At 60.5% G+C, this 25,022-nt stretch carries 22 protein-coding genes; 14 read left to right on the forward strand and 8 right to left on the reverse strand.

Annotated features, from left to right (window positions below):
* The 3 genes from ftsH to DXC18_RS03905 all read left to right on the forward strand — a co-directional run bounded on the left by ftsH (nucleotide 1) and on the right by DXC18_RS03905 (nucleotide 4,487).
* Nucleotides 1-2,139 carry an ATP-dependent zinc metalloprotease FtsH gene (gene ftsH, locus DXC18_RS03895; RefSeq protein ID WP_117716388.1) on the forward strand — a complete coding sequence of 713 codons (2,139 nt, stop codon included), beginning with the start codon at nucleotides 1-3 and terminating at the stop codon, nucleotides 2,137-2,139.
* 176 nt (nucleotides 2,140-2,315) lie between these two features.
* Nucleotides 2,316-3,506: a pyridoxal phosphate-dependent aminotransferase gene (locus tag DXC18_RS03900; RefSeq protein ID WP_117716389.1), complete on the forward strand. Its 1,191-nt coding sequence runs from the start codon at nucleotides 2,316-2,318 to the stop codon at nucleotides 3,504-3,506.
* A gap of 159 nt (nucleotides 3,507-3,665) precedes the next feature.
* The gene (locus tag DXC18_RS03905) at nucleotides 3,666-4,487 is read left to right on the forward strand and encodes a phosphatase (protein ID WP_117716390.1); all 822 of its coding nucleotides are present in this window, start codon (nucleotides 3,666-3,668) and stop codon (nucleotides 4,485-4,487) included.
* A gap of 67 nt (nucleotides 4,488-4,554) precedes the next feature.
* Here the strand turns inward: DXC18_RS03905 and rlmD are convergent, their stop codons facing one another.
* On the reverse strand, nucleotides 4,555-5,988 hold the full coding sequence (gene rlmD, locus DXC18_RS03910; RefSeq protein ID WP_117716391.1) for a 23S rRNA (uracil(1939)-C(5))-methyltransferase RlmD: 1,434 nt from the start codon (nucleotides 5,986-5,988) through the stop codon (nucleotides 4,555-4,557).
* Nucleotides 5,989-6,326: 338 nt separating this feature from the next.
* Here rlmD and DXC18_RS03915 point away from each other — a divergent pair, with 338 nt between their 5' ends.
* The 4 genes from DXC18_RS03915 (at nucleotide 6,327) to DXC18_RS03930 (ending at nucleotide 11,164) form a co-directional block, all read left to right on the forward strand.
* On the forward strand, nucleotides 6,327-7,187 hold the full coding sequence (locus DXC18_RS03915; protein ID WP_117716392.1) for a transporter substrate-binding domain-containing protein: 861 nt from the start codon (nucleotides 6,327-6,329) through the stop codon (nucleotides 7,185-7,187).
* A complete protein-coding gene (locus tag DXC18_RS03920) occupies nucleotides 7,187-7,840 on the forward strand; it encodes an amino acid ABC transporter permease (RefSeq protein WP_099432382.1) in 654 nt (217 codons plus the stop codon). The genes DXC18_RS03915 and DXC18_RS03920 overlap by 1 nt, the downstream gene beginning before the upstream one ends.
* Nucleotides 7,841-8,028: 188 nt before the next feature.
* Nucleotides 8,029-8,778: an amino acid ABC transporter ATP-binding protein gene (locus tag DXC18_RS03925; protein WP_199412191.1), complete on the forward strand. Its 750-nt coding sequence runs from the start codon at nucleotides 8,029-8,031 to the stop codon at nucleotides 8,776-8,778.
* Nucleotides 8,779-9,088: 310 nt separating this feature from the next.
* Nucleotides 9,089-11,164 carry a translation factor GTPase family protein gene (locus DXC18_RS03930; RefSeq protein ID WP_117716394.1) on the forward strand — a complete coding sequence of 692 codons (2,076 nt, stop codon included), beginning with the start codon at nucleotides 9,089-9,091 and terminating at the stop codon, nucleotides 11,162-11,164.
* 128 nt (nucleotides 11,165-11,292) lie between these two features.
* Here DXC18_RS03930 and DXC18_RS10655 read toward each other — a convergent pair whose 3' ends face one another.
* Nucleotides 11,293-11,730: a DNA/RNA non-specific endonuclease gene (locus tag DXC18_RS10655; protein ID WP_233508994.1), complete on the reverse strand. Its 438-nt coding sequence runs from the start codon at nucleotides 11,728-11,730 to the stop codon at nucleotides 11,293-11,295.
* Here DXC18_RS10655 and DXC18_RS10660 point away from each other — a divergent pair.
* Nucleotides 11,677-12,084 carry a hypothetical protein gene (locus tag DXC18_RS10660; protein ID WP_233508995.1) on the forward strand — a complete coding sequence of 136 codons (408 nt, stop codon included), beginning with the start codon at nucleotides 11,677-11,679 and terminating at the stop codon, nucleotides 12,082-12,084. The two genes, DXC18_RS10655 and DXC18_RS10660, sit on opposite strands and share 54 nt — an antisense overlap.
* Here DXC18_RS10660 and DXC18_RS03940 read toward each other — a convergent pair.
* Both DXC18_RS03940 and DXC18_RS03945 read right to left on the reverse strand, forming a co-directional pair.
* Complete coding sequence (locus tag DXC18_RS03940; RefSeq protein ID WP_117716396.1) at nucleotides 12,064-12,270, reverse strand: hypothetical protein; 207 nt, start codon at nucleotides 12,268-12,270, stop codon at nucleotides 12,064-12,066. The two genes, DXC18_RS10660 and DXC18_RS03940, sit on opposite strands and share 21 nt — an antisense overlap.
* A 382-nt stretch (nucleotides 12,271-12,652) precedes the next feature.
* Nucleotides 12,653-13,531 carry an ATP-dependent sacrificial sulfur transferase LarE gene (locus DXC18_RS03945; RefSeq protein WP_117716397.1) on the reverse strand — a complete coding sequence of 293 codons (879 nt, stop codon included), beginning with the start codon at nucleotides 13,529-13,531 and terminating at the stop codon, nucleotides 12,653-12,655.
* Between the two features lie 173 nt (nucleotides 13,532-13,704).
* Here DXC18_RS03945 and DXC18_RS03950 point away from each other — a divergent pair, with 173 nt between their 5' ends.
* Complete coding sequence (locus tag DXC18_RS03950; protein WP_117716398.1) at nucleotides 13,705-14,355, forward strand: HAD family phosphatase; 651 nt, start codon at nucleotides 13,705-13,707, stop codon at nucleotides 14,353-14,355.
* Between the two features lie 113 nt (nucleotides 14,356-14,468).
* Here the strand turns inward: DXC18_RS03950 and DXC18_RS03955 are convergent, their stop codons facing one another.
* Nucleotides 14,469-15,581 carry a LacI family DNA-binding transcriptional regulator gene (locus DXC18_RS03955; RefSeq protein WP_233508996.1) on the reverse strand — a complete coding sequence of 371 codons (1,113 nt, stop codon included), beginning with the start codon at nucleotides 15,579-15,581 and terminating at the stop codon, nucleotides 14,469-14,471.
* A gap of 312 nt (nucleotides 15,582-15,893) precedes the next feature.
* Here DXC18_RS03955 and glmS point away from each other — a divergent pair, with 312 nt between their 5' ends.
* On the forward strand, nucleotides 15,894-17,741 hold the full coding sequence (gene glmS / locus DXC18_RS03960) for a glutamine--fructose-6-phosphate transaminase (isomerizing) (RefSeq protein WP_117716400.1): 1,848 nt from the start codon (nucleotides 15,894-15,896) through the stop codon (nucleotides 17,739-17,741).
* A 116-nt stretch (nucleotides 17,742-17,857) separates the two neighbouring features.
* Here the strand turns inward: glmS and DXC18_RS03965 are convergent, their stop codons facing one another.
* Nucleotides 17,858-18,559: a GntR family transcriptional regulator gene (locus DXC18_RS03965; protein WP_233508997.1), complete on the reverse strand. Its 702-nt coding sequence runs from the start codon at nucleotides 18,557-18,559 to the stop codon at nucleotides 17,858-17,860.
* Nucleotides 18,560-18,752: 193 nt separating this feature from the next.
* On the opposite strand from DXC18_RS03965, the gene DXC18_RS03970 reads away from it, so the two are divergent.
* The 3 genes from DXC18_RS03970 (at nucleotide 18,753) to DXC18_RS03980 (ending at nucleotide 21,931) form a co-directional block, all read left to right on the forward strand.
* The gene (locus DXC18_RS03970) at nucleotides 18,753-19,787 is read left to right on the forward strand and encodes a YeiH family protein (protein ID WP_117716402.1); all 1,035 of its coding nucleotides are present in this window, start codon (nucleotides 18,753-18,755) and stop codon (nucleotides 19,785-19,787) included.
* A gap of 265 nt (nucleotides 19,788-20,052) precedes the next feature.
* Complete coding sequence (locus DXC18_RS03975; RefSeq protein WP_117716403.1) at nucleotides 20,053-21,270, forward strand: helix-turn-helix domain-containing protein; 1,218 nt, start codon at nucleotides 20,053-20,055, stop codon at nucleotides 21,268-21,270.
* A 241-nt stretch (nucleotides 21,271-21,511) separates the two neighbouring features.
* Nucleotides 21,512-21,931, forward strand: a complete 420-nt coding sequence (locus DXC18_RS03980; protein ID WP_199412193.1) for a hypothetical protein — start codon at nucleotides 21,512-21,514, stop codon at nucleotides 21,929-21,931.
* A 144-nt stretch (nucleotides 21,932-22,075) separates the two neighbouring features.
* Here DXC18_RS03980 and DXC18_RS03985 read toward each other — a convergent pair whose 3' ends face one another.
* Complete coding sequence (locus tag DXC18_RS03985) at nucleotides 22,076-22,597, reverse strand: nitroreductase family protein (RefSeq protein ID WP_117716405.1); 522 nt, start codon at nucleotides 22,595-22,597, stop codon at nucleotides 22,076-22,078.
* A 290-nt stretch (nucleotides 22,598-22,887) separates the two neighbouring features.
* On the opposite strand from DXC18_RS03985, the gene DXC18_RS03990 reads away from it, so the two are divergent.
* A complete protein-coding gene (locus tag DXC18_RS03990) occupies nucleotides 22,888-23,178 on the forward strand; it encodes a CDP-alcohol phosphatidyltransferase (RefSeq protein ID WP_118260475.1) in 291 nt (96 codons plus the stop codon).
* 318 nt (nucleotides 23,179-23,496) lie between these two features.
* Here DXC18_RS03990 and DXC18_RS03995 read toward each other — a convergent pair whose 3' ends face one another.
* Nucleotides 23,497-24,849, reverse strand: coding sequence for an IS30 family transposase (locus tag DXC18_RS03995; RefSeq protein ID WP_370445786.1), 1,353 nt, complete (start codon nucleotides 24,847-24,849; stop codon nucleotides 23,497-23,499).
* Between the last annotated feature and the right edge of the window lie 173 nt (nucleotides 24,850-25,022).

Raw genomic sequence — 25,022 nt, forward strand, 5'->3', positions numbered from 1 at the left:
ATGCCCGACGACCGTAACGATAACAATTCCCAGACTCCCCGGGAGCCTAAGATCCCGGGGATGCCCGGAGGCAAGAAGCCCACGCGTACGGGCTGGCTGTATTTTATTTTGGCTTGCGCGCTTCTGGGCTACGCCTTCTTTAACATGGGCTCCGGCTTTGCCAATTCCAGCAATACCGTAAAGCTCGCGACGAGCGAGATGGTCAACGCCATTAAGCAGGATCGCGTCGAAGATTTGACCTATACGGTTCAAGACGGAAGCGTGGCGGGTCATTACTGGAAGACGAAAAAGGACAAGGGTGACACGAGCGAGCTCAAGAGCTTCTCCTCGACCTACGTCGGTTCCGATTCGCTTGCCGAGCTTATGGCGGAGCACCCCGATACCAAGTACATCGTCAACACCAATGACCCCGATTTTTGGGGCGACTTGGCGATGAGCGTGCTTCCGACGATCGCCCTGATCGCCATCATGTTCTACTTTATGCGCCAGATGATGGGCGCCAACAACAGGAACATGCAGTTTGGCAAGACCAACGCCAAGACCAACGAGGCAACGCGCCCCAAGGTCAAGTTTGAGGATGTTGCCGGTGTGGACGAGGCAGTCGAGGAGCTCGAGGAGATTCGCGACTTTTTGAGCGATCCGGACCGCTATCGCAAGCTGGGCGCCAAGATTCCGCGCGGCGTGCTGCTGGTTGGCCCTCCGGGTACCGGTAAAACCCTGCTGGCCAAGGCCGTTGCCGGCGAGGCGGGCGTGCCGTTCTTTAGCATCTCGGGTTCCGACTTTGTCGAGATGTTCGTGGGTGTCGGCGCCAGCCGCGTGCGCGACCTTTTTAAGGAGGCCAAGTCTCAGGCTCCGTCAATCATCTTTATTGACGAGATCGATGCTGTGGGACGTCAGCGCGGAGCTGGCTTGGGCGGCGGTCACGACGAGCGCGAGCAAACGCTCAACCAGCTGCTGGTCGAGATGGACGGCTTTGAGGAAAGCGAGTCGGTCATCCTGATCGCTGCGACCAACCGTCCTGACATCCTGGATCCGGCATTGCTGCGTCCCGGCCGTTTTGACCGTCAGGTTACGGTCGACCGTCCGGATGTGAAGGGCCGCGAGCAGATCTTGCGCGTGCATGCCGAGAACAAGCCGATGGACGAGGACGTTAAGTTTGAGAAGCTCGCCCAGATGACCGTTGGCTTTACTGGTGCCGATTTGGCGAACCTGCTCAACGAGTCTGCGTTGCTGGCCGCTCGCCGTCATCGTTCTGTGATCTCGATGGACGAGGTCGAGGAGTCGATGGAGCGCGTGATTGCCGGACCGCAACGCAAGGGTCGCGTGATGACCGAAGCCGAGCGCACCACGATTGCCTACCATGAGAGCGGTCACGCTTTGGTGGGCCACATCCTGGAGCACTCCGATCCGGTTCATAAGATCTCGATCGTCAGCCGCGGTCAGGCCCTGGGCTACACACTGCAGCTTCCGCAGGAGGATCACTTCCTCAAGACCAAGAACGAGATGCTCGACGAGCTCGCCGTGTTCTTGGGCGGTCGCGTTGCCGAGGAGCTCATGTGCGACGACATCACGTCGGGCGCGAGCAACGATCTGGAGCGCGCGACTAAGATGGCGCGCGAGATGGTCACGCGCTTGGGCATGAGCGAGGAGTTGGGCACGCAAGTGTTTGGCGAGGCGCAGCATCAGGTGTTCCTGGGTCGCGACTATGCCGATCACCAGGATTACTCCGAGGAGACGGCGCGTCGCATCGACATCGAGGTCCAGCGCATTATGCGTGAGGCCCATCGTCGTGCGGTCGAGATTTTGGATGCCCGCCGCGATCAACTCGATCTGATGGCCAAGGTGCTGCTTGAGCGCGAGACCGTCGAGGGTGACGCCGTGAACGCCCTGCTCGACAACGAGTGGGACGCTTACCTTGAGCGCGAGGGCGATATCCTGGCGGCCAAGGAGGAGCGCAACGCCAAGGCGGCTGGCATGCCGACCAAGAAGCGCTCGCTTCGCATGAGCGAGGAGGAGTTGGCGGCTGATGCCGCGGCCTTTGCGCAGGCGGCCATGCAGGAGGATGCCGAAGCCGCATCCGATGATGCCGGAGATGGCAATGCTGCCAACGCTGACGGCAACATCGACGCCGACAAATAGTTCTTGTAGCGAAAGCCTCCGCGGGGAAACCTGTGGAGGCTCTTTCTTTTGAGCGATATGTTGATTGGGGACAGACTTAAATGAGCGTTTTCACGCATTTAAGTCTGTCCCCAATCAACATTGTGGCGCTCTAGTTGGCTAAAGCGTACAATAGCGCCTATGCGAAAGGGGAACAGATGATCAACGAAACTATGTATGCTCGCGGTGCGGAAAGCTCCATCATCCGTGAGATTTTTAGCTATGGCCTTGAGCGCAAGGCACAGATCGGTGCGGAGAACGTATTCGATTTTTCGCTGGGCAACCCGAGTGTTCCGGCGCCCGCTGCTGTTGCTGAGTCCATTAAGAAGGCATTGGAGCTGCCGAGCGACCAGCTGCATGGATACACGCCTGCGCCGGGTCTGCCGCAATGTCGAGCGGCCGTCGCCGACTCGCTCAACCGTCGCTTTGGCACGAGCTATGAGGGCAAGGACGTCTTTATGACGGTGGGTGCCGCGGCTTCGCTCACCTGCACGCTCAACGCCGTTACGAACCCGGGTGACGAGGTCATTGTTATCGCCCCGTACTTCCCGGAGTATCGTGTGTGGATTGAGAAGGTCGGCTGTACGTGTGTTGAGGCGCTCGCCGATGAAGATGCGTTCCAGCTGAGCGTGGACAACGTGCTCAAGGCGATTACCGATAAGACGACTGCCGTCATCATCGACTCGCCCAACAATCCGACCGGTGCCGTATATACACGCGACACGCTGACGCGACTGGCCAATGTTCTGCGCGAGGTCAACGCCAAGCGCGATCCCGAGAATCCGATTATGCTCATCTCTGATGAGCCGTATCGCGAGATTGTCTATGGCGCCGAGGTGCCTTGGGTGCCCTCGATCTACGAGAACACCATCGTGTGTTACTCGTATTCCAAGTCGCTTTCGCTGCCGGGCGAGCGCGTGGGGTGGATCTTGGTTCCCAACACCAATCCGCAGGCTGCCCGTCTGATGCCGGCTGTTGCGGGTGCTGCCCGTACGCTGGGTTTTGTATGCGCACCGGCGCTCTTCCAGCGCGTGATTATCGATTGCGTCGATGAGCCGAGTGACGTTGAGGCCTATGCACGCAACCGCACCGCGCTTACCGATGCACTGGCGGAGTATGGCTACACCTATGTTGAGCCGGATGGTGCATTCTACCTGTGGGTGAAGGCGCTGGAGCCCGATGCGAACGCCTTCTGCGAGCGCGCGAAGAAGTATGAGCTGCTCGCGGTGCCTTCGGATAGCTTTGGCATGCCGGGCTGGTTCCGCCTTGGCTACTGTGTGAGCTACGAGACCATCGTCAATTCGTTGCCTGCCTGGAAGCAACTGGCCGACGAATATCGTCGAAAGTAAAGCGCTCTGCTTGCAATGTTTTACGTGAAACGGGGTTTGGTGCTAAGCCAGGCCCCGTTGTTTATGCCGTTGTGTGATTGGGATGAAGCAGTTTTACGACTGCCGAAAGCTATGCGTACAATGAATATACGCGACGGCCATACTGGACAAGGAGACCCGATGCCCTACCTTCTTTCTTGTGATATTCATACTCATACGATGTTCTCTGCGCATGCGTACTCAACCATCGAGGAGAACATCTATTGGGCGGCAGAGCGCGGCCTTCAGGTGCTCGGTTCAGCCGATCATTTAAGCTCGATGGTTACGCCTTGTCCCAATGACCTGCGCAGTTTCCAATTCTTTATTAACCAGGATATCTGGCCGCGCATTTGGAGCGGCGTGCTGGTGCTGCGTGGTGCCGAGGCTGATATCGTTTCGCTGGACGGAAGCCTGTTTGGCGAGGATACTCCTGTCACGCTCGATATCGCCGGCGATTCGTATAGTCGTGAGCATTCGCTGTTCGATTTGGTGACGCGCAATTTGGATTATTTGGTGGCAAGCGTGCATAATCCGCAGATTGCCGAAGGCGCGACGCTCGCCCAGACGACCGAGATGTACATCAATGCCCTGGAGCACCCCAAGGTGTTCATGCTTGGGCATACGGGTCGTACGGGCGTGCCGTTCGATATCGATGAGGTGCTGTTGGCGGCCAAGGCCAAGCACAAGATCATCGAGATCAACAACCATAGTCTTGAGCACGGCACGGATGCCGAGCATTGGAACGTGTGTCGCAAGATTGCCGAGCGCTGCGCCGAGCTGGGCGTGGGGATCGGTGTCTCGACCGACGCACACATTGGCATGGCCATTGGCAAGCTCGACCAGGCGCGCAAGATGCTCGACGAGATTCACTTCCCGCTGGATTTGATCGTGACGCGCGACCGCGAGACGCTGCTGCGCGAGATGGCGGCAGCCGGCGTGTGCGACCTGCGCAAGGGGATGTAGCGAGGCTCAATCTGTAACGAGAAAAGGAGCGGTCCAGACGGACCGCTCCTTTTCTTATGTCAGTAGATTAACGGCGTTCGAGGACGGCGACGGTCTCGGTATGGTCGGTATGGGGAAACATATCAACCGGCGTAATGCTGAGCAGGCGATAGCCTCCGTCAAGGAGCTGGTGCAGGTCGCGCTCTTGAGTGACGGGGTTGCAGCTGATGTAGGTGATGCGGCGCGGCTTAAGTGCGCAGGCGGCTTCGAGGAACTCGGTGGTGGAACCGGCGCGCGGCGGGTCGATGGAAAGAACGTCGACGCGTTCGTTGTTGTCGGCGACATCTAGGATGTAATCGGTGGCATCGTCGGCCATAAACCAGGCGCTGCGGGTGAGGCCGTTGAGCTCGGCATTGCGACGTGCGTCGGCAATGCCCGCCAGGTTGCGCTCCACGCCAAGCAGCATAATGCCGATGCCCTTGTTCTGGGCGGCTTTGGCTGCGCACAGGCCGATGGTGCCGCTGCCGCAATAGGCATCCATGAGCACATCGCCTTGGTGCAAATCCATGCCGTCGATAGCGAGCTGATAGAGCAGTTCGGTCTGCTGTGGGTTGGTCTGGTAGAACGCGGTGGGGGAGATGTCGAATTCGCAGCCGAGCAGCTGATCGCGCATGCATTCGGCGCCATAGACGATACGAGTCTCCTCACCCAAGATGGCGTTACCGGGACGGCCATTGATATTTTGGGCAACGGTGACGATATGCGGATCGAGTGCCGCGACGGCCTCAAAGAACTCCTGCGCATGCGGTAAGTCACGCTGGGCGGTCACAAGGGTGACCATGATCTGGTCGGTGCGCCAGCCACAGCGAACGACGGCATAGCGAAGCAAACCAAGATGCTTGTCCTCATTAAAGGCGGGAATGTGCAGGCGTTCAGCTTCACGCGCGATGCCGTTAAGAATCTGTCGGGCGCCCGGTACCTCGACGGGGCATTCGGGCACGGCAACGATTCTGTGCGAACCGCGCTCAAAGAAGCCGCAGCGGACAGCGCCCTCCTTACCGGGAGCAAAGGGAGTGGCAGCCTTATGACGAAAACCACGCGGCGCAGGATACTTGCCCGGGTCGCCCAAGGTGACGCCCATACCGCGAATGGGGTCGACGCTAATACCCTCGCGCTCGCAAAGAGCAGCAAAAAGCTCCTCCATAGCAGCCTGCTTAGCTGCCAACTGCTTTTTATAAGGACGATTGAGCGCCGTGCACCCACCGCAAGCTTTCATGATCGAACAGGGAGACTTGGGGTCCACAACCTTACGCGCAGACGAAACCGGATCTTTATGCGAGCGCTTGGAGCGAGTCTGAGATGCCTTATCCTCGCTCCGACGAGAACTGGGGCGCTTGGCCTTAGCCTTGCCCTTCGCATCCTGAGACGACTTGGATTTCTGAGAAGATTTTTTCTCCTCCGACCCCTCAGCTGCCTCGATCAAAGCACGACGAGCCTTACGCTCCGCACGAGATTCTGCCATCAATAACTCCACTAATTCATGAATTAAAGCTGCAAGTATTGTACCGTGCCAAGCCAGCAGACGATATACAAGCGATTTATTCGTGTCAGTGATAAGCCCAACGACGGTTGCCCGCCGCGTGAGGGGTGTGGGGGTTAAGTTTATCGCGAGTTCCGCACGAACAGGAGGCCACTTAATGTGGCCTCCGTCGTGAGCAGGACTGTAGAGCAGGAAACTTAACCCCCACACCCCTCACGCGGCGGGCAAACTTGCCTTGTGCTCTATCACGCTAAAGTGTATGATTCTGAACGTTACATGACTCACTTTACCTAACTAAAGTGCTATCGAGGGGGAATACCATGAATAGCGATATGTCTCGTCGTCAGTTTGTTGGTCTAGCCGGCTCGCTCGCCGCGGTGCTTGGCCTTGGTCTTGTCGGCTGCGGCGGTGGTGCCGGCAAGGGCTCCGCTGCAGGCTCTGCCGCGGCCAAGGATGTGAAGGGCGCTGCGGAGTCCAAGAAACTCGTGGTGGGCTTTGACAAGTCCTATCCTCCGTACGGTTTTGTGGGCGATGATGGCGAGTACACTGGCTTTGATCTCGATTTGGCCAAGGCTGTTGCCGATAAGCAGGGCTGGGATGTCGATTACGAGGCCATCGATTGGGATGCCAAGGACACTCTGCTCAACTCCGGCGCCATCAACTGCATCTGGAACGGCTTTACTATGGAGGGTCGCGAGGACGACTACACGTTCTCCGAGCCGTACATGCTCAACGAGCAGGTACTCGTGGTCAAGAAGGATGCGGGCATCAAGAGCTGGGATGATCTTGCCGGCAAGACGGTGATCACCCAGACCGATTCCGCTGCGCAGGATGTACTCGAGGGTGACCAGAAGGATCTGGCGGCGACGTTTGCCACGCTCGATACCATCGGCGAGTACAATACGGCCTTTATGCAGCTCGAGAGCGGCGCGGTCGATGTCGTGGCTTGCGACCTTTCGATTGCCCAATATCAGCTTGCCGCAAAGCCCGATGCCTATACGCAGCTTGATAAGCCGCTGTCCAGCGAGCACTACGCCGTCGGCTTTAAGAAGGGCGACACCAAGTCGGCCGACGCCGTGACCGAGTCGCTCAAGGCGCTCTATGAGGACGGCACGGTCAAGGACCTGTGCGACAAGTATTCAAGCTATGGTCTATCTTTCGATAATTGGGTGCTCAAGTAATGTCTATCCAGGTCATGATGCAGATGCTTGGCCAGGGATTCTTGGTCAGCTTGCAGTTGTTTGTACTGACGCTGCTCGGGTCGATTCCGCTGGGAATCCCCGTGGCGTTCATGCGCATGAGTAAAATTGCGCCGCTTCGCTGGATTGCGCGCATCTACATTTCGGTCATGCGCGGTACGCCGCTCATGCTGCAGATGTTTGCCATCTACTTTGCTCCTTACTACGTGTTCGGTATCTCGCTCACGCCCGATTCCAAATGGACGGCGTGCGTTGTTGCGTTCATCATCAACTACGCCGGCTACTTTGCCGAGATCTATCGCTCGGGCTTGCAGTCCATTCCGCGCGGTCAATACGAGGCGGCCGAGGTGCTGGGCTACTCTCGTCTGCAGACGTTTTTGTACATCGTGATGCCGCAGGTCGCCAAGCGTATTCTGCCGGCGATGGGCAACGAGATCATCACGCTGGTCAAGGACACGTCGCTGGCGTTTGCCATCGGCGTGGGGGAGATGTTCTCGACGGCCAAGGCGCTGGTTGCCTCGCAGGTGAGCATGGTGCCGTTTGCGATTGCGGCGCTGATCTACTGGGTCTTTAACTTTGTGGTCGAGATGCTGCTGGGCGCCGCCGAAAAGAAGCTGGACTATTACCATGACTAGATCGTTCCGCCGTTCTAACGAACGGCGGACTGCTTGACGCTGCGCGCGTGCCTGACGGCCAATCTGCTCCTCAAACCGTCGCTTGCGTACAGAAGTACGCAGCGCTCCTCTTTCGGAGCACATTGTCTCGCCAGTCACACGCTCGCTGACTTTTTAAACACATGGAGGTTCCCGTGTCCGGAACGGTAATGAATATATCGAACGCGCGCAAGGCGTTTGGTGGCAATGAGGTGCTCAAGGATATCTCGCTCGAGGTGAAGCGCGGCGAGGTCGTGGCGATTATCGGACCTTCGGGCGGCGGTAAGTCTACGCTGCTGCGGTGTGCCACGCTGCTCGAGACACTCGACGGAGGCTCTCTCTCGTTTGGCGACCTTGCCGTTGCGACGGACGCGGGGCCGGGTGCGGTCTATGCGAAAGGCGACGTGCCCAAACAGGCGCGCTCGCGGTTTGGTCTGGTGTTCCAGAACTACAATCTGTTCCCGCACTATACGGTGATGAAAAACATCATCGACGCGCCGATCCGCGTGCTTAAGCGCCCGCGCGAGCAGGCGGAGGCGCGTGCGCGTGAGTTGATCGCGCAGATGGGGCTTACTGGCAACGAGAACAAGGTGCCGTGTGAGCTTTCGGGCGGTCAGCAGCAGCGCGTGAGTATTGCCCGCGCCCTGGCGCTCGATCCGGAAATCTTATTCTTTGACGAGCCGACCTCGGCACTCGATCCCGAGCTGACGGCCGAGGTGCTGCGTGTCATTAAGGACCTGGCGGCGCAGAATATGACGATGGTAATCGTGACCCACGCGATGCAATTTGCGCGCGATGTTGCCGACCACGTGGTCTTTATGGATGGCGGCCGCATTGTCGAGGAGGGTCCTGCCGATCAGGTTATCGGCCATCCGCGCGAGCAGCGCACGCGTGAGTTCTTGAGCCGTATCGAGGGGTAGGCTCAGGTATTTACTCAACTATTAATTGAGGCGAAGCCGCCGCAGGTCTTACGGTCTGTGGCAGCTTTTTGTTTGCATCGACGGGGTTCAATAATCGCCTTACAAGCTTGTCTCTTCCTCTCGCCGCCTGTATTCATACGTGCGCCGAAAGGTATGCATGGACAGCCGCCCGTGAGGGTAGGGTGGTGGCATAGGACATTTGGAGGGTGAATCGGCTCGGCTGCCGACCATGCTGCTCCCGGGACGGCACCGACCGCGAACTCTCCCCGTTGGCGTCGCGCATTGCGCGCGGCCCTGCAAGGAGGTCATCATGGGTGCTCCCAAGACCGGTAACGTAAGGAACGTGGTGCTCGTAGGCCAAGGCGGGGTGGGCAAGACTTCACTCGCCGAGGCCATGCTCCACCTTTCCGGTAAGACCGCCCGTCTGGGCGGCCACGACGGCACCAAGCCTACGCTCGACTATGACCCCGAAGAGGTCAAGCGTTCATTCTCCATCTCGACGACCATCGCGCCGATCGACTGGAAGGGCGCGCGCATCAATGTGCTCGATGCCCCGTGCTACCCCGATTTTATCGGCGACGCCTTTGCCGCGATGAGCGTTTGCGAGACGGCTCTGTTTGTGGTCGACGCCGAGGCCGGCCCGCAGCCTACGACGGTTAAGCTCTGGTATGCCGCCGAGGACCTGCGCCTGGCGCGCGCGGTGTTCGTAAACCGCCTGTCGCGTCCCGAGGCCAGCTTTGCGTCCACCATGGAACTGCTGCAGGAGCGCTTTGGTACACGCTTGGGCGCCGTGACCCTGGGCTGGGGCGAGGGCGAGGACTTTGACGGCATCATCGACCTGGTGCGCATGAAGGCGCGCCATTGCAACGGCACCGAAGCCGTTGAGTCGGAGATTCCCGAGGAGTATCGTGCCCAGGCCGAGGAGGCCCATGACCATCTGTGCGAGTTGGTGGCCGAGGCCGACGATGAGCTGATGATGAAGTACTTGGAAGGCGAGGAGACGCTGACGCAGGAGGAGCTTGAAGGCCTGCTGTCGAAGGCGATTGCCGAGCGCATATTTGTGCCGGTCTTTGCGGGCGATTGCATTAAGGAACAGGGCGTCAACTCGCTGATGGACGACATCGCCACATACTTCCCGGCGCCGACGGACTACGGCGAGATGCCGCTCATCGACGGTGATTCGCTCAAGATTTCGAGCGACGATGACCGTCCGGTGGCGTTTGTGTTTAAGACCCTGGCCGATCCACAGCAGGGTCGCATCAGCTTTATCAAGGTGCTGACGGGTACGCTTGAGCCGGGTCTTGAGCTGATCAACGCGCGTACCCGCAAGAGCGATCGTCTGGCTCACCTGTATGTGATGTGCGGCCGCGACATGACCGAGGTCGGTCACGCCTATGCCGGCGACATTATCGTGGCACCCAAGCTGGCGGCCGAGACGGGCGATACGCTCTCGATTACCGGCAAGGTCGAGGCTGCGGCGTTTAAGTTCCCCAACTCGCAGTACCGCATTGCCATCGAGGCCGAGAATCGCGGCGACGAAGAGAAGCTCTACACGTTTATCGAGAAGGCCTGCAAGGCCGATCCGACCATGAGCATCGACCGCGACGAGGAGACCGGCCAGACCATTATCTCCGCCGTTGGTGAGGCGCAGGTTTCGGTGCTGCTCAATCGTTTGGAGGATCGCACCAAGGTCGTAGCCAAGAGCGTGCCGATCCGCATTCCGTATCGCGAGACCATTCGCCGTACGGCAAGTGCCCAGGGCCGCCACAAGAAGCAGACCGGTGGTGCCGGTCAGTACGGCGACTGCTGGCTGCGCGTGGAGCCGCTCATTGGGCCCGACGGCACGAGCGACGGCTACGAGTTTGTGGATGAGGTCGTAGGCGGCCGCATTCCGCGCTCGCTGATTCCCGCCGTGGACAAGGGCGTCCAGGAGACCATGAAGGACGGCATCATTGCCGGCTACCCGCTCACGGGCATTCGCGTGGCTGTGTACGACGGCTCGTATCACAGCGTCGACTCCAACGAGATGGCGTTCCGCGCGGCGGCTCGTATCGGCCTGCGCAAGGCATGCGCCGATGCCGACCCGGTGGTGCTGGAGCCCATCGAGGAAATCACGGTGACTATCCCCGAGAGCTACGCCGGCGCCGTGATGGGCGACATCTCGGCCTCACGTGGTCGCGTGACGGGCATGGAGACCGATGAGCGCGGTGATACCGTGGTCATTGCCCAGGCGCCGCTGGCAGAGCTGACGGATTATTCGACGCGCCTGCGCTCCATCACGCGCGGAACGGGCGACTTTACCATGAAGCCTGCAGGCTACGAGCAGGTGCCTTATGACGTTCAGGCCAACCTGGTCGAGCGCTATGAGGAGGGTCGCGCCAAGTAGCGTGTGATTTTGTCTGCAATGTAGGTGCTGACGAAAAGGCCGCCCTGGGTAACCGGGGCGGCCTTATTTGATCCCTTGGGGACGGAGGAAAACGGATCATTTTTTGGTTACGGGCGACGCGGTCGGCACTAGTCTCCGGATGCCTGGTTGCGGCCGGTGGCGTAGTCGATCTGCACATGCGGCTGCAGGTTGTAGCAATATACGTGGAAGCACAGCGTCTTGCCGTGGTCCTCGACCGATTGCGCCTCGAGGCGTACGCCACGGCAGACGAGCTCCTCTTCGTTGTACATGGGCGTGACGCGATAGAGCACGTGGTTGCCCGTGTCGCGGATATAGTCGAGGATTTGCTCCTCAAACGGCAACATGCCCGTCTCGTTGAGATAGCGTGTGCCGGTGAGCAGATTCTTGCGGTTGGCGTTTTCGCCGCAGAGCGACCAAGCGATAAGGTGGCAGCGGTTGTAGACGCTCTGACCCGGAATAAAGTCGTAGCGCTGCTGGTGCCATCCGGCAGGGTGGATGCGCGAGATGTCGCCGCGCTTGCCCTGACCGAGCGATTCGGGGCCCACACAGGCGAGCGCTTTGCGGGTGCGGCCCAGGCTGTCGAGTTTGGAGAACTTCTTAAAGCAGCCCTCTTCGGTGGCGCGCTCGTATTCATCGAGCGTGAACGACGGTGTGCCGAGCGGGTGCGTGCTGTCGGCGCGAAGGGCAACGTAGGGGTTGCCGGCGTAGTCGGGAATGCTGCTGAGATATACGCCGCGGGCGCGGTCGAGATCGGGGTTTTCGATCTCGTCGATGGGGGTGACGTTCGAAGAGACATCGTCAGCGGTGTCGGTCGTGGCGGATTCAGGGCCATCGCCGGAGTTCTGATCATCTTCGGAGTCCGTGGAGCTGGCTATTCCCTATTCGAGCCGGGCGACTAAGTCCGCTTCGTCGTCGGTGCGGTTGGGGCTCTCGCTTTGCTTCTCGGCCAGAGCCGCCGCCTGCTCATCGCTTTGCGGCGAGAGCAGCTTGGGCGCTCCGTCGAGCGACCCTGTGAACAGCGCAAACCCCAGCACCACGGCGGCGCCGATGGAAAGTACTTGCTTGTAGGCGGACTTGCGCGACATTGAGGCTCCTGGATGGACGGTTGGGAATCTACCAGTCTAGCAGGAGACGCCGCAGACAGTTTTGCCGAACAGATTCTTAAAGATTGGGGAGGCGCGCTATCGGTCCATTTGTCCCAGAAGGGACTGCGATGGTTGGGATGTGCGGGGCTATCCGACGTTTCCCAAGATAAAACCTACCAAAATAAGCCAGTCCCTTTTTGGCAGGTCAGTTAACGCAGTTCAGGTTGAGCACGCGCGAGCGAGCAGGTTCCGGGTGCGGCAAGGTGACGTGAAACAAGCGGGCGCTGACCTTTTGGTCGCGCCCGTGCAGTTGAACGTCAGATTGCCGTGCCCGGGGCCTGCGCAGCGCCGAGCGGTTACGCCGTTTGTAAAACGGCGTAACTTAAAGATTCATGTTGCCGTGGATGTAGGGGGCGACCTCGGGGGAGATGTGTCCGCAGCCTAGGTTGCGCAGCGCGGACTCGATGGCGGCGGGCAGCGGGGTCTTTCCCTCGTCGTTGACCACGGTACCGCCGAGGGCGGCGATCTTGGCGACATCTGCCGGGGCGGCTTCGATATGCATGCAGCCGCCGACCAGGCGTGCGCGGACCTGCGCCAGGTCAAGATCGTGCAGATAATCCTCGCAGGCGCGGATTAAATCGACCTTCTCGCGCGTAAGCTCCTCGCCCGTGGGAATGCGCGTGGCCAAGCAGGCGCCTGCCGGCAGGTTCCAGACGGGGTAGCCCCATGCGCGCAGCAGCTCGCGCTCTTCGTCCTTGGTAAAGCCGACCTCCATAAGGGGTGAGCGTACACCGAGCTCTTCTGCCGCACGCATGCCGGGGCGGTAGTCACCGCGATCGCTTGCATTGCTGCCATCGATGACGGTGGGAAAGCCTAGCGACTTGGCGTGGTTGACGATAGCGGTAAAGCCGGCGCGCTTGCAGTGGTAGCAGCGGTCGGCATCGTTGCAGGCTACCTGGGGGAGCTGCAGCTGATCGACCGAAAGATTGAGCACGGGGAGCATAAAATGCGGACCCTCATCGGTTTGTCCGTCAACGGACCGCTCAAACGAAGCCTGCTCGGGCGTGCCGATGAGCGGCGTGGTGAGATGGACGAGGAGGGTATTGGTAGGCATGATGCGGGCGCATACGGCGGCCAAAAAGCTGCTGTCAACGCCGCCGGAAAACCCGATAGCCACGCGCCCGTATGCCAAAAGCAGCTGTTCGAGCGCCGATAGCTTGTCTTGAAGCTCCTCTGCGGGTGCCATGGTGTCTAAAATCATGAAACGATCCTTATCGTTGAGTACTCGATCGAAAACTATAATCCTAATGCGTTACTTGCCATAAGACTTCTATCTATGTAACGAAAGTGCAATATGGTATATACGTTATATACAAGTTGCCAAATGCGGTAGAGTTGCGGCAATGCGACAGCGAGAGTCGATGGGGGACCGATATGATCAAGGCTGTTATTTTTGACATGGACGGAACGCTGGTCGACACCGAGCGTCTGGGCATCAAGGCATGGAAAGCGCCCGCCGCTGAGCTGGGTGTCGCGATTGATGACACGCTGATTCATCAGTTTATCGGTCGTACGCTGCCCGATGTCATGGACATCCTTGAGGCACATTACGGCAGTAGAGAAACCGCTGAGGCGATCTATCATCGTCACAAGGAGATTCGCGACGAGATGGTCAAGACCGACCTGGAGCTTAAGGCCGGCGCCGCCGAGTGCCTAGACGAGCTGCTGGCTGCGGGCTATCACGTGGGCCTTGCGACGTCATCGCGCCATGTCACGGCAGAACGCAACCTTAAGATGGTCGGCCTCTTTGACAAGTTTGAAACGGTGACCTGCGGCGATGACGTCGTGCACGGCAAGCCCGACCCCGAGATGTATCTGCTCGCCTGCGAGCGCGCGGGCTTTGCTCCCGAGGAATGTGCCGTGGTCGAGGACTCACGCAACGGCTGCGTCTCGGGCATCACGGCTGGCTGTCACGTCTTTGCCGTCCCCGATATCGTGCCGCTTCCGCAGGACGTGGTGGACGGCTGCGAGGCGGTGCTCGATACGCTATTCGATCTGACGGCGGCGGTCAAGGCCGTGCGCTAGACAATTGCGGCGTTGAAACGAGCAATTGCTCACGTTTGCACTTAAGCAAAAGAGGCCCGGCAATGGTCGGGCCTCTTTTGCTTAAGCGGCGACTTAGCATACTTGCGGTCGTGCTATAGATATGCACCGAGGTTGATGGCCGTGGCGTCGGTCTGGCTGCTTGCCTGGGTGCTGGCGCGTTCCAGCAGGAACGGACGTACCAGTTCTTGGCGGTTGATACCCTCGGCGGCGGTGACTGCGGTGACGGTGCGCGCTGCAGAGCCGACGCGGATATGCTTGGTCTTTGCCGGGGCCTTGTTCTCGATTTGCTCCATCAGCAGTTGGACACCCTTGCGGCCAATCTCGTAGCCCGGGGGCGCTACCGTAGTGAGCGGGACCGATCCGCTCCAAGCGAGCGGGTTGCCATCGCAACCTGCTACGCGTACTTGCCCGGGTACAGAGATGCCCTTGTCGACCAGCGCCGAGATAACGCCCGAGGCCAACACGTCGGTCAGGCCGACGACAAAATCGGGGCGTTCGTTCGCGGGGCGCTCGGCGATTTGGGCACCGATGCCGTAGCCGTCGGCAGCGGTATTCCATTCGCCGGCGTCGATGACTTCGATCTTGATATCGGGGTGCAGAGCGAGGGCCTTGTGAATGCCAAGCACGCGTAGGGTGAGCTGCATAAATGCTGCTCTACCCACAACGGTGATATGGCGTGCACCGCGGGCGATGGCAAGTTCGGCAATGATGCGACCCTGGGCCTCGTTGTCGGCCGCTACGTAGTAGCCGGGCTCGGAGCAATGGATGTCCAGATGGACGATCGGCACGGGCATCTTGGTCATGGCGGGGTGCCAGTCGGGGGATGCCATGGGCTGAACCATGACGCCGGACATCTGGGTGCCCATAAAGTAGCGCAGGTAATGGTCCTCGAGAATATCGTCGTTATCGGCGTTGGCGATGAGCAGGTCGTAGCCGTGCTTGCGGGCCTCGTTGTGGGCGCCGCTGGCGATTTGGAGCGAAAAGCCGTGATCGAGACGGGGGAGCACCAGGCCAAAGGACTTGGTGGCGCCGCCCGCGAGCTGACGGGCGCTTTGGTTGGGCAGGTAGCCAAGGCGATTGATGGTCTCGTTGATGAGCTTGAGGGTCTCGGGGCGCAGCTTTTCGGGGTGGTTGAGCGCGTTGGAAACCGTGCCCAGCGAAACCCCGGCCTCGCGCGCGACGTCACTGATCTTTACCTTTGCCATAGCGGCCCCTTTGATGCGTTTCAAGTACAAGCCAGATTGTAGCATCCCAAACCTACCAAAAAGGGATAGGTTTATTTTGGCAGGTTTTATCTGGGGAAACGCTGTTGCCAACGCGACCACCACGAAGGGGACAGGCACCTTTGTGGTGGTTTGGACCGGCTGGACGTGTGTGCATCGGGTGGTATCTAAGTTGAGATACCACTTCTGGTATATCAGCTTGCGCTTGCGTGAGTACAATACTCGAACGTCATACGTCTCAGCGCCCCCCGTGCGTGGACGTCTTGCAGTCACGCGAACGAAGGGATTTATCATATGTGCGGAATTGTCGGCTACACCGGATCTGATATTGCAAAGAACATCCTGGTCACAGGCCTTAAGCGCATGGAGTATCGCGGCTATGACTCCTCGGGTGTCGCGCTCGAGGTGGGCGAGGGTGCCGCGGCACACCTCGACGTCATCCGCCGCGTGGGTAAGGTTGTGGGTTTGGAGAGCGAGCTTTCCAATATCGATAGTGACGCAACCTGCGGTATCGGTCACACCCGTTGGGCCACCCACGGCAAGCCTTCCGTCGTTAACGCTCATCCCCACGCCAGCTGCGACGGTCGCATCGCCATCGTCCACAACGGCATTATCGAGAACTTCGCCGAGCTGCGCGAGGAGCTGGAGGGCCGCGGCCATCACTTTAAGAGCGAGACCGATACGGAGGTCTTCGCGCATCTGATCGAAGAGGCCTATGCCGAGACGCACGACCTGATGGCCTCCGTGCGCGAGGCTTGCACCCACGTGGTAGGCGCCTATGGTTTGGCCGCCGTGTGCGCCGACGAGCCCGGCGTGATCGCCGTGGCCCGCAAGGACTCTCCGATTGTGGTCGGCGTGGGCGGGACCGGCTCCTACGTTGCCTCCGACGTGATCGCGCTTATCGATGCCACCCGCGATGTCGTGGTGCTCGAGGACGGTCAGTTTGCCAAGCTTACGCCTGCGGGCGTCGAGTACACCGACGAGGCCGGCAATGTCATCGAGCCCAAGGTCACCCACATCGACTGGGACCTGGACATGGCCGAAAAGGGCGGTTACCCCGACTTTATGCTCAAGGAGATCCACGAGCAGCCTCGCGTCGTGCGCGATACCCTGGTTGGCCGCATGACCCCCGCCGGTGAGCTCGATATCGACGAGCTGGGCCTTTCGCTCGAGGAGCTCAACGATATCGACCGCGTCTACGTGATCGCCTGCGGCACCAGCTATCACGCCGGACTCATCGCAAAGAACCTTATTGAGGGCTGGGCTCGCATTCCCACCGAGGTTGAGGCTGCCAGCGAGTTCCGCTATCGCAACCCCATCATCACGCCGACGACGCTCGTCGTTGCCGTGTCCCAGTCGGGCGAGACGGCCGATACCCTCGCCGCCATTCGTGACGCGCGTATCAAGGGTGCCAAAGTCTTTGGCATCACCAACGTGGTGGGCAGCCCGGTGGCGCGCGAGAGCGACGGCGTCATCTACACCAAGGCCAACAAGGAGATCGCCGTCGCCTCGACCAAGAGCTTCATCGGCCAGGTTGTGAGCCTGACGCTTTTGGCTCTGCTGCTGGCGCAGGTCAAGTACCGTCTGACCACCAAACAGGCACGCATGATGTTTCGCGAGCTTTCCGATACGGCCGAGCAGATCCAGTGGATTTTGGACACGCAGACCGAGGCCGTGCACGAGGCCGCCCTGCTGTGCAAGGACGCGCAGTCGGCGCTGTTCGTGGGCCGTGGCATGGGTGCCGCTATCTCCTACGAGGGCGCGCTCAAGCTCAAGGAGGTCAGCTACCTGCACGCCGAGGCATATGCCGCCGGTGAGATGAAACACGGCCCCATTGCCCTGATCGACCCGGGCTTCCCCGTCATCGCTGTGGCCACCAAGAGTGCCACCTACGACAAGACCGTGTCGAACCTCATGGAGTGCAAGGCGCGCGGCGCCAAGGTCATCGTCGTTGCCACCGAGGGCGACGAGGAGATCAACAAGATCGCCGACTGCATCATCCGCGTGCCGGCCGTCCGTGACGTGTTCAGTCCCATTACGGCGAGCGTTCCGCTACAGCTGCTTGCCCGCGAGGTCGCCATCCTGCGCGGCTGCGACGTCGACCAGCCTCGAAACCTCGCCAAGAGCGTGACCGTGGAATAACTAATATTCCGCCGTCCTAACGACCAAGGCCCGGCTCCGCATCAAGACGGAGCCGGGCCTTTTCTGCATTTGCCCAGATAAAACCTGCCAAAATAAACCTGTCCCTTTTTGGCAGGTTAGCGGAGCTTACTGGTCTCGAAGTACTCGGGGAATTGGTCCAGAACCTCGGTCTGGTTGCGGAACATCATATGCAGGTGCTTGCTGACTAAAAAGCTCGCTTCGATGTGGTCGCGACCGGCGATAGCGCGGCGAATCTGCTTGTGCTCGTTCACGATGTCCTGATTGTCGAGAACCTGCGTGGCGGCGCGCAGCCAGCGGAAGCGCTCCAGGTCGGCATTGGTCTCTTCGAGCCACGACCACACGGTGCTGCGACATGCGATGCTAAAAATCATGTGATGCATGAGGTTGTCGCTCAAAAAGAAGCCGATGCGATCCTCTTCGGCCATGGCCTTTTCCTGCAGCACGATGGCGCGGTCGAGCTGCTCGATGCCGGCCGACGTGGCTCGCGCACAGCACTCCACAATCACCTGCTTTTCCAGATGTTCGCGGATGTAGCAGGCACTCTCGGCAAGGGTGAGGTTGATGGGTGAGACGTAGGTGCCGCTCTGGGGCACGGTGCGCACCAGGCCTTCCTGCGCCAAGCGAACCAAAGCCTCGCGCACGGGCGTGCGCCCCATATCCAGGTCGTCGCAAAGTTGCTTGACGCCCAGCTTTTCGCCCGGCTTGTAGTCCAGGTAGACGATTTTGCGTCGAATGGTGTGGTAGGACTGGTCCTGTAGGCTCGTTTCCTGCTCGCCGACGTGCATCGATTCTTCCATAGCGCCTCGCAACTGTTCTATCAAACTCATATGTCAGTTGTTAATTATGCCGCGAATCAGCTCTCCGCGGTGGGTAATTCGACTGTTGCCCAAGAACTATTGCGGCATCTTAGTCTTTGTTTGCGCAGGGCTGTGCTCAACGTTGCCGTATCATAAGCCGTCGCAAACGTGAAATAGGAAGAAGGAATCCCGTATGCAACTGGCCAATATCGTACGCGAGCGCTGGAGGGGCGTTTTGTTCTGCCTGATCATCGCCATCCCCGCGACGTTGCTCGGCAAACAGATTGAGGTGGTCGGCGGGCCGGTATTTGCCATCCTCCTTGGCATGGTTCTGGCGCTCGTATTTCCCAAGAATCGTCGCGAACAGCTCGCCGCCGGTGTCACCTATACGTCTAAAAAAGTCTTGCAATACGCGGTTATCCTGCTTGGCTTTGGCATGAACCTCTCCCAGATTCTGTCCAAGGGCGCTCAGTCGTTGCCGATTATCGTGGCGACGATCTCGACCTCGCTTGTCATCGCCTTCGTGCTCTGCCGCGTTATGAACGTGCCGGGCAAGATTGCGACGCTTGTGGGTGTGGGTTCGTCGATTTGCGGCGGTTCCGCCATCGCTGCGACCGCGCCCGTCATCGATGCCGACGATCGCGAGATTGCCCAGGCTATTTCGGTCATCTTCCTGTTTAACGTTATTGCGGCGCTCGTGTTTCCGACGCTCGGCGGCATGCTCGGGCTGACCAACGAGGGCTTTGGCCTGTTTGCCGGCACCGCCATCAACGACACCTCGTCGGTAACGGCTGCGGCGAGCGCCTGGGACAGCATGCATCCCGGCGCCAATGTGCTCGAGAGCGCCACGGTGGTCAAGCTCACCAGGACGCTGGCCATTATTCCCATCACGTTGGTCCTTGCATGCTGGCAGATGCATCTGGCGCGCAAGGCCGGCGGCGATGCCAAGAGCACGACCTCGTTTAAGCGCGCATTTCCCATGTTCGTGCTGTTCTTTGTGCTGGCGAGTGTGATCACCACGGTGTTTCAGCTTCCCACGTCCATTACGGCGCCCATCAAGGAGCTGTCGAAGTTCTTTATCGTGATGGCCATGGCAGCTATTGGCTTTAATACCGATATCGTCGAGCTGGTCAAAAAGGGCGGCAAGCCCATCGCATTGGGCTTTTGCTGCTGGATTGGCATTGCGTGCATGAGTTTGGGGATGCAGCACGTGCTGGGAATCTGGTAGAGAAGTAGCTTATTTGCGTGCTGGTTGCTGGCGAGCGCATCTTCGCGGTGGAGCGATAGGAGCTCTTGCGGGTATGGCTTGTCCGCAGGTTTATAAGTCCCGAAGAGCTCTTATCGCCCCGCCAGGATGGCGATGCGGGGCAACTCATATACTCGCAGGACGGCGGCTTCTGCCCTATAGTGTTTGGTGAGCAATATCGTTCAATTTTGAAACACTCGCCCGCGCGGCCGTCGGTGGCGGCGTGGCGCCGAGGACGGGGCGCAATATGAACAGTGACGCCAAGCTACAAATCTTGATCGAGGCCTTGGCTGCAGCCGGGGCCTCGGCGTTGGCAATCGATGGGCATGGACGCGTGGCGATTTCGACCATGGATAATGTCGCGCTCGAGCAAGATGTCGCGGCATTTGTCGCCGAGCGCCTGGGGCGCGTGGGCAACGGCACGCGCCTGGTGATGGGGCATGCGGGAGGGCGCTTGAGCCTCGCGGTGCGTCCGGTCGCCAAGGAATACGGCGCGCTTTGGGTGGTCGTTGTCCGCGAGGTGCACGGTGCGGCGGCACACGCGGGTATTGAGTGGCTTAACGCAGATGGGGTCGAGGCGCGCTACGAGGCAAGCGCGTACGGCATTGTCGAGGGTGCCGCTGCAGTCGCTGGCCCCGTCTGCGATAGCTATGCCCGCGGCGTGCCCCTCATGTTGGAGGGCGAGCTGGGCGCTGGCCAGGCAGAGATTGCAAAACGCCTCTATCTGGATGGGCCTTATGCTGACGAACCCTTTGTGTCCGTGGCACTTGACGAGCTCACGGATCGCGGCTGGCGCCATCTGCTCAAAAGCTCGGAATCGCCGCTGTTCCAGGCAAGGCTGACCCTTTGTATTGGCGGCTGGCATGCACTTTCGCCGCAGCGTCTGCGCGAGCTTGTCTCTACGATGACCGACACGGCGCTGGCCACACGTTGCCATGTGGTTCTGACGGCAAACGATATGCCGGGCGGTGGCGAAAGCGATCAGGCCGCTTTTGTAACCGAGCGCTTGGCGTGCGCAGTAAGTGTGGCGCCTGCGATTGCCGAGCAGGGTGGCGCATCGAAAAAGGTTGCGCAGTATTTGTCGTATCTGTCAGATGTCTTTGGAACTGCCGCTCCGAGTATGTCTGAGGAGGCTGCCTCGACACTCAACGGCTATCGCTGGCCACGTAACTATCTGCAGCTTCGCGAGGTCTCGGAACGACTCTATATATTAGTAGGGCCGGGTGTGGCGGAGCGCACGGTGGCGGAGGAGGTGCTCGCCCAGGAAGACGTCATCAAAACCGCAACCTTTGGCACTCCGACGCTCGACAGCGACCTGTATATCCTGCGTCCACTGACCGATACCGAACGCGACATCGCGCGGCTGGTCGTAGGCTACCTTCAGGGCAACCGGACCCGCGCTGCCGAGGTGCTGGGAATAAGCCGCACGACCCTGTGGCGCTTGCTGAAGGACGACGACCGCTGAGCGAGGCGCTCGTGACCGCATGCAGCGCGTGTGCTACAGTCCAAAGCGGTAATGTTTCGATTGCGTTACGGCGTGCGGGGGGTGTATGACGGAGACTTCAAAACCAAATCGGGCTCGAAAGCCCACGGCGCCGGTCAACCGTCGCACGACTTCGCGGACGTGGGGCAAAAGCGCCTCAGGCTTCGACGGCTCGTTCAAACGCACTAGATATGGCTATCCTTCGGCAAGCGCTCGCTTGGCCATGCAGGCCGAATCGTCGCTGTGGGGCCGTAAGCGTGTGGTGGGGTCAAAGCTCAAGCACGATGGAACGCTCGGCTTCATTAGCCGTGGCGCTGCTCGCCGTAGCGGCCTCAATCCCGCAGGCTGGCATCGCTATGTTCCGATCGCGGTCGTTGTTGCGGTGGTTGTCATCGCGCTCGCGGCGCTTGGTTACGCCGGCGGCGGGGCCGACCTGAGTGCGATGTTCGGGTCTGCTGAGCTCGCGCATGCCGGCACGGAGCTTGTCGAGGGCGCTCAGGCCCAGACGGGCGTGGCGCCTCAGCGTGGTATCGTTGCGGCGGCCTCCACCATCGCCGACGCGCAAAAGGACGAGGACGAACAGGGCGACAGCGCCGAAACGATCCACGCGAACGAAACGACGACAACTCCATCGGCAAGATAAGTTGCGAGTAGAGCAGCAAATTTGGGACGGGGCCTTTTAGCTGCCCAAGTGCCAGATGTCACCAGTGGCGCACCCGATGTCAGTCACCAAATGCGGGTCGCGCAGCGTCAGCGGGGCCGTCGTTCGTTAGAACGGCGGAACTAATTACCTGACGTACACGATGTTGTCGCGGCGAGGCTTGGCCTCGGGAAGCACGTCTTCGGCATAGCCCAGAATGCAGTTGCCCACACCGCGCAGGCTTCCGTCGGCGGGCAGACCCCACTTGGCCAGCAGTTCCAATCCCTCGGGTGAGTCAAAGACCTCGTGTGCTCGGTGGATCCAACACGAATCGACGCCCAGCGCATAGGCAGCGTTGAGCAGGTTGCCCATGGCGAGCGAGCCGTCTTCCAGGTGCGTGGGCACGCTGCGGTCGACGAGCACCACCACAACGGTCTTGGCTCCGTAGAGGGGATCTCCCTCGCTACCCATAACCTGGGCGTTGAGCTGCGAGAGGCGCTCGACGGTTGCGGGGTCGGTGACGGCGACGAACGTGACCGGCTGGCGTCCCATGCCGCTCGGCGCATACTGACCGGCTTCGATAATGCGTGCGAGCTTCTCGGCCTCGACAGGGCGATCGCTGTATTTGCGGCAGCTGCGGCGATGGATGAGCGCCTCGATGGTCTCCATGTGTCCTCCTGACGTTGGTTGCGATGCCTCGTTCTTACCCGCCGAACCAAAACCGTAATCGCGCCGTCGGCCCCAAAAAATGCAAGCTACCAAGTGGAAAAGTTGGTTTGCATAAAACTTCAGCCAGAATGTGACAAACCGGTGGGATGATTAAACGTTTTATCCCGTCTACCCTGCGGTTTTTACCATTTGCCTAAATGATGCGCGCATAAGCCCTGATAAAGGTTTTACTAAAGGAGTACCAACGTTTATCAACGCGCCATGGTGGCGCCGGGCCAGGAGGTAACATCATGTTCCAGGCTGGAGATGTCGTCGAGACCGACTTCGAAGGATTTCTGAAGCTGTTGCGTTCCAAGACGCGCGCTTTCGTGTCGATCAACGATCACGAGTACTACATTACGCACACCGATGGCTATTGGCGTGTTCAGGATTGCGAGGCCCTCAACGATAAGGGCCATTTTACTGACTGCTCCGAGCTGGTCAATACGGTCTGCGAGGTCGTCGAGCTGCCTTGGATCTGCGGCAAGAGCCTGCACGACAGCTTCTCGGGCGCCACGGTCTACGAGGCAGTCGCTGCTTAACAGCCAACAATCGATATTCTCTCGCAACCGTCGGCGCCGCCCCGCGCCGGCAGTCTTTTTTGTCGATATGTTATATAGGTCGCACGTCTTGGTTGATTTCCAATCTCAGCCGAACACATTGAGCGAATAGGCCGTTCCCGCAGCTAGCCGAACGCCCCCGAGGTCCCATTCGGGCCCCCGGGTCGGCATTTTCCCAGTTGAAGGAACGGTGGAGATGTGTTTCGATGGGTCCGGTGGCCATGCTCCGCCCGCCGCCCGGCACCTCCTCCCAGACCCAGCCGAACGGTCGGTCAGTCTATTCCGTTTTTCCCTTTCAGGCTAGGACAGCGGGGCATCGCCCCTCTCTGCGCGCGCCCGCGCGATGAGCCCCGGCGTCAGGTCGAGCCCGTCGACGGGCACGTCCTCGATGCCGTACGCCTCCAGCAGCGCCGCCGCGTCGTCGCCGAGCATCGCCCGGAAGGTGCGGGCGGGCGTCGCGAAGCCGAGCGCGCCGCGGGGCTCGGAGTTCACGTGCGACATCGCCAGCGCAAGGTCGGCCGGGGCCAGCCGGTCGAACCTGAGGCCGCGGCCCTTGGGCAGCAGCTTCCTGATCTCGACGTGGTTGCGCTCGCAGGCGCCCTTCTGGTCGCTGCGCCGGGGGTCGCAGTAGAACAGCCTCGTCTCGCCCGGCCCCTCGCCGATCAGCGCGGCGATCGCGCCCTCGTCGGAGAACTCGGCGCCGTTGTCGGTGAGGACGGCGCGGAACACGCGGCGCGTCCCGCCGGCGCCCAGCACCGAGCGCACGCCCCCGAGCGCCGCCGCCACGCTCTCGGCGTCCTTCGCCGCGAGCGGCAGCGCGAGCTGCAGCCTGCTGGGGCGGTGCAGCAGCGTGAGCAGGCAGGCGCTGTCCTCCCGCGAGCCCTCGACGGTGTCCATCTCCCAGGCGGCGGCGCACGCGTCCTCGCCCAGGCCGAGGAACGCGGCGTGCGACCTGCGGGGCGAGTGCGGCGTCGCCCTCTTCGGGGCCCGGTGCGACCTGGGCCTGTAGCCGACCTTGCGCCTGAGCTCCATGTTGGTCATGCCGTCGTAGCCCGCCGCGACCCAGCGGTAGATCGTCGAGGGCGACAGGTCCACGGGCCCGCCGTTGCGGGCGGACAGCTGCTCGGGCGACAGCCCACGGCCCAGGCCGTCGCGGATGAGGGCGAGCGCCGCGGCCGCGGCGGGCTCGTCGGCGTCTATCCCGCGCCTCGACGAGACGAGGACCGAGTCCGCGCACAGCTGCGCGGCGCGGGCCTCGTAGAAGACGTGCGGGCGGCGCTTGCAGCCGATCGCGCGGTACCGCCCGCACCCGTTGCAGCATCGCGGCCACGCGGCCAGGCGCGGGCATGCCGCGGACAGGTCGGCGGAGGCGTCCACGCGCTCGCCGCGCCTCTCCCTCGGCGCGGTCACGAACCCGTGCGACGCCACCTCGGCGCTCACCGTCGAGGGCGACCTGCCCAGCTCCCTCGCGATCTGCCTGCACGAGGCCCCTCGCTCCAGCATCCTCTGGACCGTGTTCCGCTCGTGCCTGGTGAGCCTGCCGTAGGCCCTCGGGGCCGCCTTCCCGACGCCCTTCTTCCTCTTTCCGGACATGCCGTCCTCCGATCTCCCGGGGCCGGCCGGTCCGGCCCTCAGGGTATCGGATTCCCACATTCACCCGCACATGTGCGGATGAATGTGGGAAGTGTTCGGATGAAGTTGCCAATCAAGGGAGGTGCAGTGACAGAAAAAATTTATCTTAACAGGGTTGCTTTTGGGAATTTGATATGCGATACTATAAAAATCCAAGCAAAGGAGTTTATCAATATGCGGCAAGGTATTCTTAA

This window comes from Collinsella sp. OM08-14AT, from assembly GCF_003438115.1.
In the GTDB taxonomy this organism is placed as follows: domain Bacteria; phylum Actinomycetota; class Coriobacteriia; order Coriobacteriales; family Coriobacteriaceae; genus Collinsella.